The sequence below is a fragment of the Streptomyces erythrochromogenes genome (assembly GCF_036170895.1).
Taxonomy (GTDB): domain Bacteria; phylum Actinomycetota; class Actinomycetes; order Streptomycetales; family Streptomycetaceae; genus Streptomyces; species Streptomyces erythrochromogenes.
This window is the reverse complement of the sequence record NZ_CP108036.1, coordinates 7,382,114-7,395,712: the sequence shown is the minus strand read 5'-3', so window position 1 is coordinate 7,395,712 and position 13,599 is coordinate 7,382,114. Positions and strand designations below refer to the sequence as shown.

Sequence of the window (13,599 nt, the reverse complement as noted above, 5' to 3'; positions counted from 1 at the left end):
CGCTCCGCATCGGTGTCATCGACGACGAGCCGGTCCCACGAGCGCAGCGTACGGAGGCCACGGATGGCGAGTCGCGCCCACCCCGAGCCCGTGGTGGGCCGCAACCTCGCACGGGGTCGGGGCCTACCAGAGGGGCATGCCGTTCGAGGTGATCGAACAGGCTCGGGAACATGCCGATGGGGGGCGTGTGGCGCCGGGTGCGAACGCATGCCAAGGGCCACGCCCGCGGGGCAAGCCGGGGCGGAGGTCCGTCCTTCGTCAGCGGATCGGGAGCGCACTGACGGGGAACTCGCGCGCCGAGAACCGCGGACCGCAGTTCTGGGTGGCCTCGCCCTTGCAGAGGAAGAGCGTTCCGTCGGGGTTCATGGCCGGCACCGAACGCAGATCGAATGTCGCCGCACCCGGACCGCACTGGGTGGCGGCTCTTGTGGCCGGCGCACTGCCGATGCCCAACTTGGCCCAGAGGGAGTAGCAGTCGTTGCCGGTGTTCTTCAACTCACCTTTGATCACGAGCGTGGAGAGCACAGAAAACGGAAGTTCACGTTCAGAATGGCGCTTCCCCGTGATCACCGCACCGTCATAGGCCTTGAACCAGCCGCTCTCCGCCGCTGATGCGGAACCGGCGACGAACGAGGAGGCAGTCAAAGCCATGGCGACAACAGCCGCCCTGGAGGCAGGTAAGCGCATTTTGCATCCTTTCGATGCTTCAGAATCGACACTACTTCTCTTACAGGGCCAGAAAGCGGGCGACGGCAAGCATCAACCCTCTTCCCCCGAGGGTGCGCCGTGGGCACGGCGTCGCACCGCGGGGCCGATGCCGGCAGCGCTCCCGATCCCGATCCCGAGGCCCAGGCCCATGCCGACGTTGTCGAAGACGAAAAGCCCGAGCAGGAGCCCAACTGCGACGCCGAGCGACATGCCCACGGCCAGGCCGATACCAAGGGAACGGCTTCCGGAATTACCATCGTGTGTCATACACGTATTGTGCCACGCACAGCCAACACCTGCTGGTGGAGCACCATACGGGCTCAGGTGAAACCGGGTTCCTCGGCTGCCAGGATCCCGAGGAGGGCCTCCTCTCGCGGAAGCACTCCCAGCCGGTTGCACATCATGTGGGCCTGGTGGAACACCAGGTGCCCCGCGCTGTAGGGAACTTGGCCGGCCGCGGCCCTCCCGAGGTAGGCGGACAGCACCTCGGTCCAGGCCCGTAGGCGGACCCGCACTTCCGGATCATGCGCCAACTCGGCAACTCGGCTGCGGATTCCCGGCTCGTCGGTAGCGGCGCACGTCCGCAGACGGGTACGGAGTTCTGCGGCACCTCGTCCGCCGTCATGGGTCCACCAGGCAAGGTGGCGCTCCCAGAACCACGCGGTGTCGGTACCCGTGACGTGCTCCTGCAGGGCAGCTGCCGAGGCGCGCAGCAACAGTGTCGCGAGGGCTGCGCGGTCGGGGTGGCGCTGCAGGTTTGCGGCCCACAGGGCGAGGTCGCTGGAGTGCTGGAAGACCTCTTCTGCGAGTTCGGTCCCCAGGGGCCCTCCGTACTTTCCCTCCTCGGGTTCGTAGAGAGCCGTTGCGACGCCGGCGTGGCACCCGCTGAACGGGCCCGACTCGAACGGGACCAGGGCGCCACGGCTCGGGACGGACTCGCGGGCGAGTACTTCGAGGTCGAGGGCGATCCGCGGGAGCCTTCTGTGGAGCCGGTCCACCGTGTCGCGCTCGCCGTGGATCCGGAGCCTGAGGTGTGGGCCCTTCCAGTCGGTGTACTGGATGAAGAACCACCGGTCGGCACCGAGTTCCTGGGCGAGATCGACAAGAGGCGGCAAGCACCGGACAACGGCCTGGTCCAAGTGGTCGAGTCCGCCGGGGTAGAGACGTGCGTACCACCAGTCCGCCTGCAGGAGAGGGTCCTTCACGAGCTCGCCTCCGCGCTGTGGGTTTCGGGCTCACCGTTGGGCCGGGCATGCCGTGAGGGGCGCTGCCAGCGCAGCAGGGAGACGTGTTCTGCCGCCCGGCGGCTCCCGCTGTCGTCCCGCAGCCAGTAGGCGGAGCGGTCCGGGCACGTTTCGGCGAGCCGGACGGCCGTCGCGTCCTTCGCCTTGCCGATGTGGTTCGCCGCCGCCCAGATCGCGTGCGGGCTCTGGAAGGAGAGCCAGAAGGGCTTGCTCCGGGAGGAGGACACTCCTGCCGCCGTGAAGGGGAATTCGACGGACACGAACGCTTCGTCCGGGAGGCCCAGGCCGATGCGCCACCGGTGCACCCGCCGGAAGTAGGCCGAAGGCTGCTCGCCCTTGGTCGGCTGGGGCAGGGCTTCGGGGGCGATCCGCCAGGTACGGCGTCCGAGGACCAGGCGGTCGTGAACCCTGCGCGGGACGACTTCTACGTCCTCGCCGGTGACGGGTGGAGAGCCGTCCACCGGGTTCGGCGTACAGCATAACCGGGATCCGTTGATCCACGGGTCGGCGAGGCACAGCAGCAACCGCGCGACGCCTGGGATGAGGTGCTGCGGCACGACGCCGAGGTAGACGGGCGCGAGTGCGCGACCGGTGCCGTCCGCGAACTCCAGCGTGTCCGTGTCCGGGCAGTGGCTGATGGTCGCGGGCGCCGCCTCGTGCACGGCCTCGCCGGCGTGGGAGGGCTCCCCCGGCCAGCGGAACGCCGGCAGTACACCATCGGCAGCGCGGTGCATCCCGTTCACGTCACCGGACAGGGTGAGCTGGCGCGGTGCGGCGTGCGGGAACAGCTCCGCGATCCAGTGCCGCAGGTGCCGGGTGAGCCCGACGCGGTCGGCAGTCGGGCCGTCCAGCTGGTGGCGGAAGCGCGCGAGCAGCCCGCCCACTCCCGAGTTGTACTGGTTCACCACGATCCGGTAGTCGCCACTGCGGACAGCGTCGGCAGACCGTGCTGCGACCTGGTACAGCACGGCTGCCGTCGGCGGCGCGCTTGACGCGGACACGGGCAGCCACGCGCGTTCGGTGGGGCGTCCCGACTCCCCGTGGTCCTTCTGCAGGGCTCGGTAGAGGTTCGCCTCGAACCCCGGAGATGCCGCGACGGCCCAGAGGAACTCGAACAGGTCGGGGCAGTGCCCGCCGGCGCCGTACCGGGCCACGAACTCGTCCCGGAGCCAGTCGTAGACGTGCGAGCGGAAGACATAGGGGCGCAGGAGACGGCCCAGCTCGGCGAGGTCCTCCCGGACGGCTTCGGCCGGCAGGTCCGCCGGGACGTCGGACAGGGCGTCCTCGTATGCGGCGTAGGGGATGGCGGGCCGCGGATCGTCCGCAGTGCCGGAGCCGATGCGTGCGGCAAGTCGGTTGACCGATCGGGCGCGTTCGCTCCCGGAGAGCAGGTGGAGTCCCGCCGCCTCCTTCCCGAGGTCCTCCAGCAGCGCACGGGTGCGCCGCGCGACCGGGTCGGAAAGGCACTGCAGACTCCGTGCGAGGGAACGGATGGGGTGCGGTTCCGTTGCCGTCCAGGGGAGCACGAGCTGCAGCAGCCCGGTGTCGAGCAGTCTGAGGAACCCTCCGAACGGGTCTCTGCCCCCGATGCGTACGAGGGCCTGGGCGATCGTCATGCGGGGCCACGAGGCCAAGGCGCCGATCAGCTCGACATGGCGGGAGGCGTCGGCGATCGAATCCGTGCGCCAGGCGGATTCGCCCGGACCGGGGTGGGCAGGGGTCAGCAGGTACGCGCGTCCGCCCGGTCGGCGCAACGACCTGTTGGGCTCGACCTGGAAGGCTGCGGCGAAGCGCTTGTCGCGGGCCAGGGTGTCCAGCCAGGCACGGACGTGCTGCTGATCGACGTAGCTGTGGCCGGTTCCGTCCGCTTCCCCACCCTCCAGGGCCAACGCGGTCAGCCGGGAGAACGGACTGGTCTTCACCGCAGCCCTGGAGACGTAGCCGAGCACCGAACGGGCAGCCTTGCTGTTCGGTTCGAGCGGCCTGGCCGTCACGTGGTCCAGCAGATGGGGGCTCGCCTGTGCGAGTCCCTGGGCGAAGACCGGATCGGAGAGGACTTCCCGCAGGCGTCCGGTGGCCCGCCCGCGCTCCTCTTCGTACAGGGCGTCGGTCCGCTCGCGCAGTGCGGAGAGGTCGCGCATACCGTGAAGCCAGTCCGTCAGCGCGAGGGCCGCCGGGCCGCCCAGCGTTTCGCGCAGCCCCGCCATGATGTCTTCCGACAGTTGCACCGGTCGGCCGTTGTGTATGCAGCGGCGCAGCTTGAGGACCGCGCGACGGAGGTGCGGCGCATCGTCGAGCGTCGGGACAGCGGCGTGCAGGGCATCGGTGAGGAAGTCGGCCCGCTCGGCGAGCTGCTCCTCGAACTCCGTCTCGCGCCGCAGTGAGTCCGAGGTGCGGGCCAGGGCGAGGTCCAGCGTCTCCACGGGCAGCCTGTTGACGCGGTGAACCGCCCACGCCGAGACCACTGGGCTCCGCCCGCCCCGGGCGCGGGCCCCGGGCTGCGCACGCCGCGCGGCAGCCGGTGGTGTGGCGTCCGGTGTCGTCCGGAGCTGGGGCGCGGTCGGGAGGGGAGTCATCCGAGGAGCCCTTCGATGAGGTGCCACCACCACGTCAGGACGACCCCGACCATGAACACTCCGTAGAGAGCGCACAGGACGCCGAAGGCGCAGTAGCCGACACGCTTGAGCTTGCTGCTTACGAGCAGGTGACTGGGCAGCGGGGCCCTCGTGGCCAGGTGGACGAGGAAGGCGAAGGACCGGCCGCGGAGATTGACGGAGCCCATGGCGGACTCCAGTGCGTGGTATCCGTCCGAGGGAAGCAGCGGATTGAGGTTCACGATCATGAGCAGCACCTGCAGTTGCAGCAGCGCGCCGGCGACCTCGTGTACGGTCCCGCTGGTGTGCAGCAGGACGAGAGCGGTGGCTCCCGCCCAGATGGCGTCGCTCATGGGTCCGGCGAGCGCGATGAGGGCGCGTGGTGCGCGGCCCCGCACCCGGTAGGCGTCCGTACGGTCCACGTACGCCACGGGCATCACATAGAGCATGAGGGTGATGCCTGCCTCCCGGACCGGGACCCGCAAGGACTGGCACACCAGGGCGTGCGCCAGCTCGTGGACGGCGATCTGGAGGATCAGCAGGAGCGCCGCGATCCCGGACCAAACCGTGTAGTCCGGCAGGCTCCGGGTCGCAAGGGCGTACCCCGCCGTGGCCAGGCCCGCGCCCGTCAGCAGGATCCACATGCCGACCACCACGGGTACGGGCAGCTTCTGCAGCACCTTGGCGACGGGTTCGAGCAGGATGTGGACGGAACGGGTCAACGGCTTGCGCGGCATCCTCTGCCGCAGCGAGTACTTGAGGACCCGTTCCCGGCGCTTTTCCTCCTGCGGTTCGAGGGTGAGGACCCCGGCCTGGCGGAGTTCGGTCAGGAACCGGATGACAGCGGTCTCGGCGCGGACCGGGTCGGCGGACGGCGAGGCCACCCGGCGCACCACGCCACGGGCGGTGGTCTCGCCGTCGAGGAGCGTCAGGATGACGGTGCCCGCCTTGGACACCGCCACGTACTTGCCGGTGTCGGAGTCGAACAGGAGGGGACGGCCGTCGAGGCCGTCCGTGAGTTCGATGGTGTCTCGCACGGCCAGCAGCTCGGTCTCGAGCCACGCAGTGTCCGCGCTGCTCTTCTCCTTGGTCGCCGCTTCGCTGCTTTCTGGCACGGCTTGCTGCTGGTGATCGGCCGCGGCTGGTGATCGCATGAATGGCTCCTGAGGGATAATGCTGGGGCCGCTGTCCGGCCGGCACTCTGAGCCAGTGCCGGCCGGACAGCGTCTTCATCCAGGTGTCAGCGGTTCGGTTGTCAGCCGGCCGAGGAGGCGGAGCTGGCGGTACCGAAGCACGCCGCCGGGCAGCTGGCGGAGGCAGCGGTGCCGAAGGAGGCGGCGGTGCCGAGCAGGGCGCTGTCGCCGAGCGTCTCGACCGTCATGTCCTCAACGGACAGGTCGATGGCCATCACGTCCTGGTTGAGCGTGTTCATCATGATGTTCCTTTCAGTAGGGTTTCGGTGGTTCCCGGACGCAGATGCGGTCGGGAAGCTGATCAGCCGGACGAGGACGCGCTGCCGCCGGTCGAGGCAGTGGAGGCGGGGCAGGTGGCACTGCCGAACGTGCCGATCGAGCCCCAGGTGCCCAGCAGGGCCGCGTTGTCGAGGACCTCGGCGGTCAGCTCGCTGGTGATGTCCTCGGCGAAGAGGTCGAGGTTGATGGTCTCTCCCACTGGAATGTCCTTTCGTGAAGGCGGGTTGGAAGCGGAGCTCAGCCCTGGGAGCTGGCCGTGCCGGCGGTGGCGACGGTGGAGCCGAGAAGGCAGCCGAAGGTGCCGGCCGTCGAAACCGAGGCGAGCGACGAGTCGTTGGGCAGCTCGTCGACCGTCAGGGCGGTGGTGTCCTCGGCGAACAGGTCGATCGCGAGGTCGATGTCGTTGGGCATGACGCCCTCCGTTCTTGTGTGATGGATGACCGGCGGCCGCAGCTGCGGGAACCGCCGATGGGAGCCGCGCCCCTTCCGGAGTGCGGAGTCTGGTGTGGTGTGCGCCCGTGGTCTCGGGGTGTCAGCCGGCCTGTGCGGCATGGCCGCAGGAGAACGCCAGCAGCTGTGCGCTGCGGTAGCCGTCGACCGGCACGAGCGGCTTGAGGGCCGAGGAGAGGAAGCCGGCGAAGATGCTGCCGACCAGGCCCCGGTCCAGAGCGGTGAGCCAGGCGGTGTGGGCGGCGGCTCCGGCCCGGGTGAGCAGCAGCCGGTGGCCGTGTTCGCCGTGGCGGTCCAAGGACGCCGCGAGCGGTCCGCACACCATGACGATCGCGGGCGCGTGTGCGAATTCCAGCTGGAGCACGAGTTCTGCGGCCGCGTCGCCGGCGGGGAGATCTGAGAGGCGGGTGAACCCGCCCCCCGCCGGGGAGTACAGGTACAGCCCCACGGGCAGTCCGGCCACGTCACGTGCCGCCACGAGGAACTCCAGTTCGACCCCCGCGTCGTGGTCGTGCCACGCCTCGCGGTCGAATGTCGCGGCGCGGTCGATGACGGCGGCGAGCACGTCGGCTGCGACGGGCCGCGGCGCGTAGGTGCGTACCGATGCCCGGCGGCGCAGCAGGGATTCCAGGGGTTCCGTACCTGCGGGTGCGATCCCGGCGGGAACCAGGTGTTTCCCCTCACCGGCGGACCGCAGCGTTCCGCGCAGCGCGGTGTCCGGCGCGGCGGGCTCCGCCCTGAGGGCTGCCGCGTCGAGGCGTGAACGCAGCTGGAGGTTCCGCATCAGCTCGTTGTGTTCCAACAGCGCGGGGAGCGGTGACGTCGTCTGCATGGGTCAGGCCTCGTCTGCGATGAAGGGTCGGAGTTCCACGACGCCGGTGATGGGCTCGGCGTCCAGGTCGAGGTCGAATGCGGCGGCGAGAGCCAGGTCGTCCCACCGGTCCAGGGGCCGGGCCCGGAGCCCGAAGGACCGCGCCGCGTGCGCCAGCTGGGCGATCGCCACTCCGCCGTCGAGGTGCACGATGCGCCAGGCGAAAGTGGAGTACTTCGATGCGACCCGGGCCAGGGAACCGGTGAGGACGAGTGTGGCTGCGGCGTCCGCACCGGACACCCGGGCGGGGTCCACGGCATCGGGCAGCCGGGCCAGCCGGTGGGCTGCCGAGTCGTACCCCCAGAAGCCGGCCGGAACCCCCTCGACGTCGCGGACCACGGCGTGCAGATTGGCGGAGCCCAGATTACCGCCGGTGGGCGCCCATCGGGGGACACTGGGGCGGCCCGGCGCCGATTCCTCCTGCCGCCCGACGGCGAGCAGGAGCAGGGATGCGAGATGGGCCAGGCCGACCTGGCCGGCCGACGCGGTCCCGGACGGCTCCAACGGAGCCTGCGGGTGGATCCCCGTCCGGGGAAGTGTGAGGGTGCGGGCGCTCGGCCACCGCTTGCTCTCGTGTTGCAGGGCGATATTGCCGGGCTTGTAGTGCATCTGGTGGTCGCGGGGGTTGAGCAGCTTCCGCGGTGGGAAGGCGACCGACGTCTCGAAGGCCAGGGCGAGCGGCACGTCCGCCGCCGTCAGGGAGGACCGGGAATCCGTGTGGTCCGGTACCGGCGCCATGACGTACATGTCCTGACGCCATGACTCCAGGTCGGTTCGGACCATGCCGCGCAGCACGGACACGGCGCCGACCCTGCTCGCGATGGCCGTCACCTGACCTGTGATCAGGGCTGTGGCCATGGTGTGCACGGCGTTGCCGCCGGCGGCCTCGGGGCGGGCCTCCGGCGGGTGCGCCCTGCGCTGGCGGTCCGCTTCGCCGAAGGAGATGGTGAACCCCGGATCGATGTAGGGGCCCAAGTCCAGGATTGCGCCGTGGAGGTGAGCGGGGAGCATCGGTACGCCGCGGGCGGCGCACCACCGTGCGGTCTCACCCAGCTCCGAACGACCGCCTTCGTCAACCGCTACGAGAAGGTCTGGAACACCGCTGAGAGCGGCGGCCGAATCGACGAGTTCCACGTCGCCGAACCCGTTGTCCGACAGGGCGTCCCGGAGCCGTTCTCCGGTCCCGCCGTCGGTGACCACAGCCACCCGAGTGCCGGTCAGCAGCTTCATCGCCTCGGCCGCATTGCGGTTGACGCGGGTGGAGTCAAGGCTCCGTGACCAGAACACGGCGGCAGGATCGTCGACCCCGTCGTCACCCGCCCCCTCCTCAAGGAGTCCACAGGTGTACAGGAGCGCGACGACCTGTTCGATGTGCTGCACCGGCGCGTCCGTCTGCTGCGCGAGCTGCGCCACGTCCCTCGTTCCGTCGAGGAGCGGCAACACCCTCGCTGCCAGGTCACGCGCCGCCGCTCCCCGCAGGACCTGCCGGGTCGGGGCGCCTTCGACGAGGATCCCGTCGGCGAAGGGCACAACGACCAGGCCGCGGCACAGGGCGGGCCGTTCGGGGGCGCTGAACTGGGGGTCTTGCGCGACTGCGCGGCGCATCTCCTCTGCGGAGATCAGCTTGTTGTCGGCCAAGGCACTACCTCACTGACGAGCGGAAGTCGACGACGGGGCCGGAGGCCCGTCCGGAGTGGAGACCGCGCCCTCGTCCAGGGGGGTCAGCAGGGGTGTCAGGTCCCTGGCCAGGTCCGCCCAGGTGGACTCGGCCGGGACCTCCCTGCGCCGGCGGCACCGGGGACAGGCGTGCACCGCGACCACGCGCCCCCCGGAGAGGTGCTGTTCCAGCAGGTGCCAGTGACGGACGGTGCCGGCGAAGAGCTCGCCTTCACCCGCGTCGAACCGCCGCAGCACGTCCAGGGCCATCCCCGCGGCCATGTCCACGTGGTGGGGAAGGAACCCGCCGGGGCCGTCCTCGGGCGAGGCGTCGTAACGCGCGTGCAGGGTCGCGACGTGCGCCGCGTCCCGCTCGTGCTGCGAACGGCGCTTGCGGAAGCAGCGGTAGCAGGCGCCGGCACCCGGGACGACCACCGGGCCCACTCGCAAGCGGGGGTGTTCGGCGAGGACGGGGAACCACGGGGTGCCCCAGTCGGCCGACCGGGCGTCGAGCAACTCGGCGAGTCGCGGTGTCTCCCGCCAGGAGGCGAGGATGCGCAGGGCTGCCTCGGGCCAGCTCGCGGACAGCTCCAGAGAACCGGCCCGGTCGGTGGAGACCTCCAGGTCATCGCGTTCACGGCGCAGCCGATCAGCGACGGCCTCACCGAACCCGCCGACGGCGAGCACGTGCACCTTGGTCATTGGCTTCCCATTCATGTAAATGGACCTGCTCGTCGGATCGTCAGGCGAAGGGTTGGGGATGCGGATTGATGTCCGCCTCCGCGTGCACGGGGAGGCCCATCCGGGCCGGCGCCTCGTACAGCCGGGGGTGCGCGAGGTAGCGGGCACGATGCGTGAAGGACAGCGGCATGAGCTGCGGAATGATGACGCGCACGACACGGAATCCGACGTCGCGGGCCTCGTCCGTCGTGCACTCCACGGCGATCACGTCGCATCCGGCCCGCTTCAACCGCTGCACGAGGAAGGCCAGGTCCTGCCCGCTGTCGCCGGTGGTGAGCACAGGCAGTTCGCTGAGGGGCCGGCGGGCGTCGCCTTCGAGCAGGAAGTCGAAGTCCGGCCTCCGCTCCGGTCGGCCCATGTAGGCAGCCCCGTGGAAGACGTGCAGGAAGTCGTCCACCGACGGTGGCATCTCGCGCGGCACCTGCATGGCGATGCGTGAGGATGCCGACTCCCGAACGATCTTGGCAACGCTGTCGACCGGGTCCAGGCTCGTGTTGCACATGACCATCTGCCCCAGCACCTCGTTGTGCGGCGAGAGGTCGACCGAGTACACCGTCGGGATCCCGAGGTCCGTGGTCGCGTCGAAGAAGGCGGTCTCCACGAGGCTGTTGCGTGACTTCTCCAGGAACGGCGCCAGGTTCTCCGGCACGACGTCGAAGTCGATCCGCGGCAGCGACAGGCGCTGGTACCAGGTCAGTGCGATGGCATCGCGCTCCACGACCTCGCACACCGCGTTCACGAGAGCCTGCGCCAGGTCGGTATGCGTGGCGCAGCCCGTGGAAATGGGATTCGCGTACCGCTCCGCCCGGGACAGGGGCGGGATGTGCATCCACACACCCACGGCGGGCACCCACTGGGTCTTCCGCGCGGTGAGGGACCAGCCCCGTACCCAGCGCATCGGTGCCTTGGTGTCGACATCGACCGTGATGGCCCTGGGGTGGGCCAGTTCCGCCGGAGAACAGCGAGGCATCGTCGTCAGGTCGAGTGCTTCGTCGCCCAGTTCTTCCGCCGTCGCCCAGACCACGCCGTCCGGCTGGACGACGGAGGTGGAGTAGCGCTCCAAGGCCTCGGCGACGCTGAGGCGGGCCGCACGCTCAGGATCGACGGCACCGCCGGCGCCGTCCATTTCCCCGCGGGCACTGCGGCCGCGGGTGGACTCGGCGATGTTGTCGACGGCCTGGGCGAGGTCGCCGAGCGATGCGGAGAAGATCGGGAACCGCGGGTCCCCGGGGTGGTTGGGCAGCCGGTGGGTCCGTTCCACCAGGCCGTAGGGGCCCACGAGGGCGTCGAGGTCGGTGAGTCGGCCGAGGCCGGCCTGCAGGGCGGGTGCGTTCATCGGTCTTCTCCCTGGTCCCATCGGAACAGACGGGCGGCGAGCCCACCGAAGACAGCCGTCGCGGCGAGGAGGACCAGCCAGTCGGTGGTGAGGCTGTGCACGGAGGCGGCCTCGTTGAGGTCGTGGTTGAAGGCGTCCACCAGATATGTGGTGGGCAGCGCGTCGGAGACCGTCGTGATGACGGACGGCAGCATGCTCAGGGGCAGGAACAGTCCGCTGAAGAAGAGCAGTACCGGCATCAGCAGGCCCAACAGTCCGTTGACCACCTCTGCGTTGCGCAGGCGGGCCGCCATCAGATAGCCGAAGGCGAACAGCATGATCGCGCCGAGTAGACCTGTGCCCATCAGCCGCAGGGTGTCGGCGAGGGACATGAAGTCCATGGCGACGGCGACCATGCCCAGGATGACCAGCTGGACGACGACGAGAGCCAGCCGGACCGGGGCCTGGGCCAGTACGAAGGTCAATCGGCCCAGCGGTGTGGTCCCCAGCAACCGCAAGGTTCCACGTGTCCTCAGGGCTATCAAGGGGGTTGCCGTGCCGAAGAAGGCCGTCGACATCAGCGCCATCAGCAGGCCGGTGGGCAGTGCCGCCTTGAGCGGGTCGAAGGGCACACCGCCGTCCGGGGTGCGGAAGTCGGTGCGGGAATCGTCGACCCCACCTGCGGCGAGCGCGGACCGCAAACCCTTCAGTGCGCCGAACCTCGAGGCGTCGACGACCACTGATGCCTGTCCCCCGGAGACGGCGACAACCGCGTCATAGCCGCCCAGCTCGCCGGCCGGGAGCGGTCCCGACCCCTTCCAGGGCTCTGCATGGAATCCCTCGACCTGCGCCAACTCGTTGACGAACGTCTGCTGTTCCGGTGAGTCCACCACGGCGATCCGGTAGGAGCCTCCGGCCGTGAGCGCCCCGAGGCCCAGGAACATCGCGAGGAAGAGCAGCGGAAAGAGCACGGTGAAGAAGGCGGTCTTGCCGTCGCGGAACAGTTCTCGCGCGTTGGTCTTGACCATCTCCCGCAGTGCGGAGGGTGCCGCGTTCACTCAGTCACCTCCTTCTTGGTTCGGGCTGCCTCCTGGCTGCCTGCGCTCTCCGTGGCGAGGCTGCGGAACACCGTGTCGAGCCCGCCCCTGCTGATGTCGAGGTCCGAGGCGACCAATCGCTCGTCTGCCGCTATGCGGCGCAGCGTCAGGTCAGCGTCGGTCGTGCGCAACTGCACGGACCGGCGCCCTTCCGCTTCCTGCTTGACCTCGACGGCGGTCACTCCGGGCAGGGCGTCGAGCGACCCGAGGTCCGTCCCTGCCGGAGTCGTGAAGGTGACCGTGCTGGTGGACGCCAGCGCCGACACGAGTCGAGCAGGTGTGTCGCACGCCGCGATGCGCCCACCGACGAGAACGGCCACCCGATCGCACAGCTCCGTGGCCTCGTTCATGTCGTGCGTCGTGAGCAGCACGGTGCCCCCGGCCTCGCGCTGCTTCCGGATGACGTCCCACAGGTGTTCCTTGGCCTGCGGGTCGAGTCCGGCAGCCGGTTCGTCCAGAACGAGAAGGCGCGGACGGCCGATCACGGTGACGGCCAGCAGCAGACGTCGGGCCTGCCCGCCGGACAGTGCCTTGACGCGCTGGGACGCCTGCGCCGCCAGGCCGACACGGTCCAGGACTTCGTCGACCCGCTCGTGGTCCCCGTAGACGGAGGCCCAGAGGTCGACTGTCTCCCGAACCGACAGCTGCGGAAACAGCGCTGCCTCCTGCGGCTGCACCGCCATGAGTCTCCTCAGCTCCGGCGCGCGTGACCCAGGGTCGTGGCCCAGGACTCTGACGGAGCCTGCGGTCGGTCGGCGCAGACCCGTCAGACACTCCAGGAGCGTGGTCTTCCCTGCTCCATTCGGACCGAGCAGACCGAACACTTCTCCATCACGGATATCGAAGCCAACCCCGTCCAGCGCTTTGCGACTGCCGTAGTGTTTCGAGATTTCGTGAAGGGATACGACTATGCCGTCGCGATTTCCGGCTTCCATAGACTTTCCGACTCTTGAAAGGGTGGTTTCTGCGCACGACGACGCCCGGCCACTGCCTCCGGGCGCGCCAAGAGCAGACTGATCCCTGTTTTGCACCTGATGACGTTCATCCGTGCCCGTTGACTTGCACATGGGAGGCAACGGGACGACGGCACGGCAGAGCCTGCAGAGGATGCGGCGTCCATACATGGACGCCCATACCCGCACAGAAGGATGCAGGGCGCACTGACAAAGGGCACCAAGAGGCCCGACTTCCACCTACCTGGCGGAAGAATCAATTTCGATCTAGCGGGGAGCCGATTCCACTGGGGCTCGACCCGTCACGAAACCACACGCGGCAACACTCGCGAAGTGAATTGGATCACACTGGTAGTACATTCTTAAATCTCCCCCGTACACATTTCGGCGAGCCCCGTGGACCCCGCCAGGAGCGCGTTGATCTTCGCGCCGAGAACGAACCTTTCACACAGCACCTATCCGGCGCAAGTGATCTTGGCATTCAATGGCCGAAAGCCT

The 13,599-nt window shown here is 69.4% G+C and carries 13 protein-coding genes; all 13 read right to left on the bottom strand.

Annotation, left to right across the window (positions count from 1 at the left end; all coding sequences use genetic code 11):
- Positions 1–258: 258 nt before the first annotated feature.
- Positions 259–687: a hypothetical protein gene (locus tag OHA91_RS33865; protein WP_158714886.1), complete on the bottom strand. Its 429-nt coding sequence runs from the start codon at positions 685–687 to the stop codon at positions 259–261.
- Positions 688–1,028: 341 nt separating this feature from the next.
- On the bottom strand, positions 1,029–1,913 hold the full coding sequence (locus OHA91_RS33860) for a thiopeptide-type bacteriocin biosynthesis protein (protein ID WP_328740615.1): 885 nt from the start codon (positions 1,911–1,913) through the stop codon (positions 1,029–1,031).
- Positions 1,910–4,375, bottom strand: a complete 2,466-nt coding sequence (locus tag OHA91_RS33855) for a lantibiotic dehydratase (protein WP_266503958.1) — start codon at positions 4,373–4,375, stop codon at positions 1,910–1,912. Before OHA91_RS33855 ends, OHA91_RS33860 begins: the two co-directional genes overlap by 4 nt.
- Before the next feature lie 149 nt (positions 4,376–4,524).
- A complete protein-coding gene (locus tag OHA91_RS33850) occupies positions 4,525–5,700 on the bottom strand; it encodes a PqqD family peptide modification chaperone (protein WP_266503954.1) in 1,176 nt (391 codons plus the stop codon).
- A 101-nt stretch (positions 5,701–5,801) separates the two neighbouring features.
- Entirely contained in the window at positions 5,802–5,981 is a 180-nt protein-coding gene (locus tag OHA91_RS33845) for a thiocillin family RiPP (RefSeq protein WP_266503952.1), read from the bottom strand.
- Positions 5,982–6,040: 59 nt separating this feature from the next.
- Positions 6,041–6,217: a thiocillin family RiPP gene (locus tag OHA91_RS33840; RefSeq protein WP_266503949.1), complete on the bottom strand. Its 177-nt coding sequence runs from the start codon at positions 6,215–6,217 to the stop codon at positions 6,041–6,043.
- 38 nt (positions 6,218–6,255) lie between these two features.
- Positions 6,256–6,429 (bottom strand): thiocillin family RiPP, encoded by a 174-nt coding sequence (locus OHA91_RS33835; RefSeq protein ID WP_266503946.1) that lies wholly within the window; start codon positions 6,427–6,429, stop codon positions 6,256–6,258.
- 121 nt (positions 6,430–6,550) lie between these two features.
- Positions 6,551–7,300 (bottom strand): nitroreductase family protein, encoded by a 750-nt coding sequence (locus OHA91_RS33830; RefSeq protein ID WP_328740614.1) that lies wholly within the window; start codon positions 7,298–7,300, stop codon positions 6,551–6,553.
- Positions 7,301–7,303: 3 nt separating this feature from the next.
- Positions 7,304–8,977, bottom strand: coding sequence for a nitroreductase family protein (locus OHA91_RS33825; RefSeq protein ID WP_266503940.1), 1,674 nt, complete (start codon positions 8,975–8,977; stop codon positions 7,304–7,306).
- Between the two features lie 9 nt (positions 8,978–8,986).
- Positions 8,987–9,697 carry a TOMM precursor leader peptide-binding protein gene (locus OHA91_RS33820; protein ID WP_266503937.1) on the bottom strand — a complete coding sequence of 237 codons (711 nt, stop codon included), beginning with the start codon at positions 9,695–9,697 and terminating at the stop codon, positions 8,987–8,989.
- Between the two features lie 40 nt (positions 9,698–9,737).
- Positions 9,738–11,072 (bottom strand): YcaO-like family protein, encoded by a 1,335-nt coding sequence (locus tag OHA91_RS33815; protein WP_266503934.1) that lies wholly within the window; start codon positions 11,070–11,072, stop codon positions 9,738–9,740.
- Positions 11,069–12,109: an ABC transporter permease gene (locus OHA91_RS33810; RefSeq protein WP_328740613.1), complete on the bottom strand. Its 1,041-nt coding sequence runs from the start codon at positions 12,107–12,109 to the stop codon at positions 11,069–11,071. Before OHA91_RS33810 ends, OHA91_RS33815 begins: the two co-directional genes overlap by 4 nt.
- The gene (locus OHA91_RS33805; protein ID WP_266503928.1) at positions 12,106–13,083 is read right to left on the bottom strand and encodes an ABC transporter ATP-binding protein; all 978 of its coding nucleotides are present in this window, start codon (positions 13,081–13,083) and stop codon (positions 12,106–12,108) included. Before OHA91_RS33805 ends, OHA91_RS33810 begins: the two co-directional genes overlap by 4 nt.
- Positions 13,084–13,599: the final 516 nt, after the last annotated feature.